At 46.2% G+C, this 5555-nt stretch carries 6 protein-coding genes and 2 pseudogenes; 5 read left to right on the plus strand and 3 right to left on the minus strand.

Going from position 1 to position 5555, the window contains the following annotated elements; translation table 11 throughout:
• Nucleotides 1-58: 58 nt before the first annotated feature.
• Nucleotides 59-193 (plus strand): annotated as a pseudogene (locus tag JGK20_RS34735) (tetratricopeptide repeat protein); the annotation flags it as partial.
• A 58-nt stretch (nt 194-251) separates the two neighbouring features.
• On the plus strand, nt 252-2090 hold the full coding sequence (locus tag JGK20_RS33015; protein ID WP_366039819.1) for a CHAT domain-containing protein: 1839 nt from the start codon (nt 252-254) through the stop codon (nt 2088-2090).
• 167 nt (nt 2091-2257) lie between these two features.
• Here JGK20_RS33015 and JGK20_RS33020 read toward each other — a convergent pair whose 3' ends face one another.
• The 3 genes from JGK20_RS33020 to acsF all read right to left on the minus strand — a co-directional run bounded on the left by JGK20_RS33020 (nt 2258) and on the right by acsF (nt 4339).
• Nucleotides 2258-2500 (minus strand): hypothetical protein, encoded by a 243-nt coding sequence (locus tag JGK20_RS33020; RefSeq protein WP_293174826.1) that lies wholly within the window; start codon nt 2498-2500, stop codon nt 2258-2260.
• A gap of 58 nt (nt 2501-2558) precedes the next feature.
• Nucleotides 2559-3161 (minus strand): Uma2 family endonuclease, encoded by a 603-nt coding sequence (locus JGK20_RS33025; protein WP_293202805.1) that lies wholly within the window; start codon nt 3159-3161, stop codon nt 2559-2561.
• 104 nt (nt 3162-3265) lie between these two features.
• Nucleotides 3266-4339 (minus strand): magnesium-protoporphyrin IX monomethyl ester (oxidative) cyclase, encoded by a 1074-nt coding sequence (gene acsF, locus JGK20_RS33030; protein ID WP_293174820.1) that lies wholly within the window; start codon nt 4337-4339, stop codon nt 3266-3268.
• A 7-nt stretch (nt 4340-4346) separates the two neighbouring features.
• On the opposite strand from acsF, the gene JGK20_RS33035 reads away from it, so the two are divergent.
• From JGK20_RS33035 to rpmF, 3 genes and pseudogenes are all read left to right on the plus strand, one after another.
• Complete coding sequence (locus JGK20_RS33035) at nt 4347-4616, plus strand: hypothetical protein (RefSeq protein WP_293200746.1); 270 nt, start codon at nt 4347-4349, stop codon at nt 4614-4616.
• Between the two features lie 112 nt (nt 4617-4728).
• Nucleotides 4729-5093 (plus strand): annotated as a pseudogene (locus JGK20_RS33040) (TM2 domain-containing protein).
• 369 nt (nt 5094-5462) lie between these two features.
• The coding region (rpmF, locus tag JGK20_RS33045) for a 50S ribosomal protein L32 (RefSeq protein WP_293233637.1) at nt 5463-5555 on the plus strand (93 nt) is incomplete at its 3' end.

Below are 5555 nucleotides of genomic sequence, written 5' to 3' on the forward strand. Positions count from 1 at the left end.
GGGCGATCGCGGTGGAGAAGCTGTCACCCTCAACAACATCGGCAAAGTCTACTCAGATTTGGGAGAGAAACAGAAAGCGCTAGAGTATTACAGCCAGTCCCTTCCGCTGAGTCGGGCCGTAGGCGATCGCTCTCTAGAAGCTACGACCCTCAACAACATTGGCTTAGTCTACGATGATTTGGGAGAAAAACAAAAAGCACTAGAATATTTAAGCCAGTCCCTTCCCCTGAGTCGGGCAGTAGGCGATCGCGGTGGGGGAAGCTACCACCCTCAACAACATCGGCGGTGTCTACTCAGATTTGGGAGAGAAGCAGAAAGCCCTAGAGTATTTGAGCCAGTCCCTTCCGCTGAGACGGGCAGTGGGCGATCGCAGTGGGGAAGCTGTCAGCCTTTACAACATCGCTTTTGCCAAACGCGATCGAGGCAATCTCACTGAAGCCCTCACTAATATTGAAACCCTCAAAATTATTGAAAGCCTCCGCACCAAAGTTGCTGGCCCAGAACTCCGCACCTCATACTTTGCCACCGTACAAAACTATTACCAGTTCTACATTGACCTGTTAATGCAACTGCACAAAACGCAACCCAAATCTGGTTACAATACTAAAGCCTTTGAAGCCAGCGAACGTTCCCGCGCCCGCAGCCTCCTCGAACTTTTGCAAGAAGCAAACGCCGATATTCGTCAAGGTGTCGCCCCAGAATTATTGCAGCGAGAACGCAGTTTACAACAGCAACTCGATGCCCTTGAAAAACGACGAATCGAAGTTCTAAATCGCCCCAACCACACTCCCGCCCAAGAAGCAGAATTAGAACAACAGCGGCAAACTTTAATCACACAATATCAGGACATTCAAACCCAAATCCGCACCACCAGCCCCCGGTACGCCGCCCTCACCCAACCGCAACCCCTAACTCTTTCACAGATTCAACAACAAATCCTCGACGAGAATACAATTTTACTCCAGTATTCTTTAGGAAAAGACCGCAGCTATCTCTGGGCTGTGACGAAAACCAGCATTACCAGTTATGAATTACCAAAAGCTGCCGAAATCGAGACAACTGCCAAAAACTTTCGTGCTGCTGTCACTGATCCGCGCTACCGAGACATCCCCAATCGAGTCGCTGAAGCTAACAACGCCCTCAGTCAAATTATTTTACAGCCCGTTGCTGCCCAACTCGGTCAAAAACGCCTGCTGATTGTTGGCGATGGTGTTTTGAATTATCTTCCCTTTGCCGCCCTTTCGCTCCCCGGAAAATCCGGTGAAAATGGGAATCCGCCTTTAATAGTAAACCATGAAATTGTGCTGTTGCCTTCCGCTTCCACCTTGGGAATCTTAAGACAAAACTATAGCGACAGACAAGCCCCTACTCGCACTTTAGCAATTCTCGCCGATCCAGTTTTTAGCGGTAACGACGAACGAATTAAAAATTATTCTTCAGCCACCACTGAGCAAGCGGTAGAATCAGCAAATCCCGGTTTGAGTCGCTCCCGAGGCAACAATAACGTACAGTTTGACCGTTTAAAATTCACTCGCCAAGAAGCTCAAATCATTCAAGCCTTAGTTCCTGCCAATTCTCGCACCGAATCTTTGGATTTTGCAGCCAGTCGCGCCACAGCCACCAGCCCGAATTTAAGCCAATATAAAATCATTCATTTTGCCACCCACGGTTTCGCGAATAGCACTAACCCGGAATTATCAGGAATCCTCATGTCCTTAGTAGACGAAAATGGCAAACCCTTAAACGGATTCCTGCGGCTTACGGATATTTTCAATCTCAAATTAGCAGCAGAATTAGTAGTTTTAAGTGCCTGTCAAACCGGATTGGGGCAGAACATTCAAGGCGAAGGCATGGTGGGATTGACGAGAGGATTTATGTATGCTGGGGCGAAGCGAGTGGTGGTGAGTTTGTGGAGTGTGGATGATGAAGGAACCTCGAAGTTAATGTCGAGTTTCTATCAGGGAATGCTGAAAAAAGGGTTAACGCCAGCAGCAGCTTTAAGGGCGGCGCAATTGGAAATGTTGCAGCAGAAACAGTGGCAGTCTCCCTATTATTGGGCGGCGTTTACGCTTCAGGGTGAATGGCGGTAAACAGTTGACAGTTGACAGTTGACAGTTGACAGCGGGGTTTTAAAACCCTGAATTTTGATAAAGTTGATGAAAAATCAGCATCAATTTAGTACGAAAAACCAGAGACGTAGGGTGCGTCGCCACTAATAATTCTCGCCCTCAACCAGGATGCCAGTGAGCGACGCACCCTACAATTTATAACCGGGATTAATAACGACGTAGAGTGCGTCGCCACGAATAATTCTCGCCCTCAACCAGGCTGCCAGTGAGCGACGCACCCTACAATTTATAACTGTCATCAAAGTTATCCAGTTGTGTGCATCTGCTTTGTAGTCTACAAAAGAGTTGCGTCTTCCCGATCGCATATTACCAGAAAGAATTGGTTGAAAGCCGGAACCCCTTGAGGGAGAAATTAAAATCAGACTATTCATTACTCCAATCCTCTTCCTTCTAGGTAGAGGTGGCTCTCAAACTGTCAACTGTCAACTGTCAACTGTCAACTGTTGAATCACCCTTCATCTCAAAATTAACTCCTTGGTAAAGTTCGCTCAATTGAATTTGAAATTCGATCGCACTTAATGTCATAACTTCATCAGCCGTTGTATATTCTGTTAATACCCATTTATTTTCTGAATTTTTAGCAAATTGTTCGATATAACATTTATATTGGTCGATCGTAATATATTCTCGAAGACTGGGGATCGATCGATAATACTGAAATTTATCGCCTCGATCGTAATTTTTGGTTGAATTTGACAAAACCTCAACAACCAGCACCGGATTAGTTACCGTAGTCGTACCGCTGCCCTCATAAGCAGGCTCTCCAGAAATCACCATGACATCGGGATAAGTGTAAAGGCGATATTGCGATATCCACAAACGCACGTCACCCATATACACGCGATAGTTCGGCCTTCCCAAAGTCAATTTAAAGCGGGCATAAAAATTACCTGCGATTTCATTGTGATTCGTTGTTCCACCTGTCATTGGCACTATTTCTCCATCACGGTATTCACTTTTAAACTCCGCAGCTTCTTCTAATTGCAGATATTCTTCGGGAGTGCAGTAGCGTTTTTCTGTTTGTACAACCATAATATCCTCAGAGCGACGCGCATCAAAATGAGACTAACATTATACCAAAAAAAAGCGGCTCTGCCATCGCAGAACCGCCGTAACAGAGGATGAAAAATCAAAACTTAACGGACTGCACCCTCAACAGAAGGCGATTCAATCGTCTTCATGAAGTACAGTTTCACCAACTGCCAACCGTTGGATAAATACAAAGGCAATTTTTGGAACAATTGCAAAACTTTCGGAGTTTTAGACTCAACAATCGCGGTTAATTGCTGATTGTTTTTGAGGCAAACATCCAACCGTTCATAAAATTCTGGATTGTTTACGTCGAGCATGACGGGGAAAACGCGGCCTGCTGTTTCGTTGGTTTTTTTGATCACTTCAATGTCGTATTCGCGAGCATCGAGTCCGAGCGATCGATAAAAACCACCGCGCTGGATATCATTGAGATACATTGTCGCAAATACCGACAGCAAGAAGAAACGGCACCACAGCTTAGCGCGCCAATCATTCAACATCTGAGGCTGAGCTCTCATCACCGCATCGAAGAAATCTCCGTGGCGGTTTTCATCCTGACACCAATTTTCAAAGAATCGGAAAATCGGATAAATCTGATCTTCAGGATGCGCTTTCAAGTGCTGATAAATCGTGATGTAGCGCCAATAACCGATTTTTTCGGATAAGTAAGTGGCGTAGAAAATAAACTTCGGCTTGAAGAATGTGTAACTACGGCTCTTTGTCAAGAAACCCAAATCTAGGGACAAACCAAAGTCCGACAGCGCTTTATTCAGGAATCCGGCGTGCCGCGCTTCATCGCGGGACATGAGCAAGAAACCTTCGGCGAGTACCGGATTTTTGTCCTTGAGTTTGCGTGCCAATTCTTTGTATAGCAAGAATCCGGAAAACTCAGCGGTACAAGAGCGTTCGAGGAATTCAATAAACAACTTGCGCTTTTCGCCGTCGATGTGTTCCCAGGATTGATCGAACTCGGCATCCCGCACGAAGTGGGTTTTGTTGTAGTCAACGCGGAACTCTTTGATAATTGCTTCGAGTTCGGCTTCGTTTACCGAGATGTCCATTTTGGCCATCTCGTCAAAGTCTGTTGTGTAAAATCTCGGTGTGAGAATAGTTTCTTTGGCTGGGGTTTTCGCTTCTTGCTGCTCGGCAAAAGCGGGTTTTTTGAGGGAATCTACCATATGTTTATTGGATTTTTTGCTTATAATTGCTCGCTTGTTTGAGATTTCGGGTACTGCGGGCGATCGCCCTTGTATCTCCGACCAGCGCTGTGCGGCGCACTTTGGCGCTCTCTGTGGAATTCAGGTCAAAGCTGCTGAAATTTCCACGCCCTCCAGTTTACCAAGCTCTCGACCCGGAAAGATGTTGCTGGCGTTAAGAATTGCTACGCACAATTACTTATGGGCTTTGAAACAGAAGGGATTCGGGAACAAAATTCTGCCTGTTGTCAATTTATAGGATACAGCATAAATAAATTCCCGTGTCAAGCTTTTGAAACACCCGATCGCCAACCACAAAATATATATTGAGGGAGCGCAATAGTTAAATAACCAGGCAGGACGGGCATAAAATGAGCAATTTAGGTGTTAGTTACCTTTTATGGGCAGCTTGTTTTTTCGGCCCATTCGGACTCCACCGCCTCTACAACGGCAAGATTGGCACGGGTTTGCTGTGGCTGTGTACCTTTGGGTTATTTGGGTTCGGGCAATTGTTTGACTTGCTACTTCTGCCGCAGATGGTGGACGAGCACAATGCCACTATCAGGGGCAAACTCGGGGTATCTCCCCAAGGTATACCGCTATCTTCCACCAGGCAACCGGCGCTACTTTTGCCGAAGTGGAAGAGGCTTTCACGGCAATGCTCAAAACCGGTTATGTCAGCATCGAGAACGACCCAGTTAGTGGCGTCGTGATGTACTATTTTCACGAGCTTTAAGGAATGAGAATTAAATAACTTACAATTTTAATGATTGTGGGATGGGCGTCCCGCCCGTCCCTTATAGACGGGCGGGACGCCCATCCCACTTTTAAGAGTCTAAGTTATTAAATTTTCGTTCCTAAGCTGGAGTGGGTGCGTCAGTTGGGGGATTTGGCGTGTTGTTGGAGAAGCTAATCGCTGACGCACCCTACTACTTGTCACAGAGAAATGTAGGGTGCGTCAGTTGGCGGATTTTATGTGTTGTTCGACAAGCTAGTCGCTGACGCACCCTACTACTGGATATTGCTTGTTGTGGTTTGTCGAGCCAGCGAGGCAAAATCGGCTAGAATGTTTGTTTGTCTATACAACCAGAAAGTATTTAGCGTCATGGCAGTCCCTAAGAAGAAAACCTCCAAATCCAAGAAGAATATGCGTAAAGCCACATGGAAGCGCAAAGCTGTAGTGGCAGCTCAGAAAGCT

Source organism: Microcoleus sp. PH2017_05_CCC_O_A (assembly GCF_020738785.1).
In the GTDB taxonomy this organism is placed as follows: Bacteria; Cyanobacteriota; Cyanobacteriia; order Cyanobacteriales; family Microcoleaceae; genus Microcoleus.